The organism is Neisseria sp. P0021.S006 (assembly GCF_051956895.1).
This window is the reverse complement of sequence record NZ_JBQCWZ010001239.1, coordinates 1-453: the sequence shown is the minus strand read 5'-3', so window position 1 is coordinate 453 and position 453 is coordinate 1. Positions and strand designations below refer to the sequence as shown.

Annotated in this window: 1 protein-coding gene; it reads left to right on the top strand. The window is 58.9% G+C overall.

Annotated features, from left to right (window positions below):
* Window positions 1-453, top strand: a 453-nt coding sequence (locus ACTHUM_RS19670; RefSeq protein ID WP_440403965.1) for an FAD-dependent oxidoreductase, incomplete at both ends; no start/stop codon positions are given.

Below are 453 nucleotides of genomic sequence, written 5' to 3'. Positions count from 1 at the left end.
GGCGTTGGCAACCGACAAATCCGGTATCCAGTTCCGCCGCTTGAATGCCAGCAAAGGCGCGGCAGTGCGAGCCACGCGCGCGCAGGCAGACCGTATCCTATATAAAGCCGCCATCCGTGAAATGTTGGAAAACCAAGAAAACCTCGATCTTTTCCAACAAGCCGTCGAAGACGTAACGCTTGATGGCGAACGCATCAGCGGCGTGGTTACCGCGATGGGCGTGGAGTTTAAAGCACGCGCCGTCGTACTGACCGCAGGCACGTTTTTGTCCGGCAAAATCCACATCGGTTTGGAAAACTACGAAGGCGGCCGCGCCGGCGACCCAGCCGCCAAATCCTTGGGCGGCCGCTTGCGCGAATTGAACCTGCCTCAAGGCCGTCTGAAAACCGACACGCCTCCGCGTATCGACGGACGCACGATTGATTTCTCCCAACTGACCGAACAGCCCGGCGA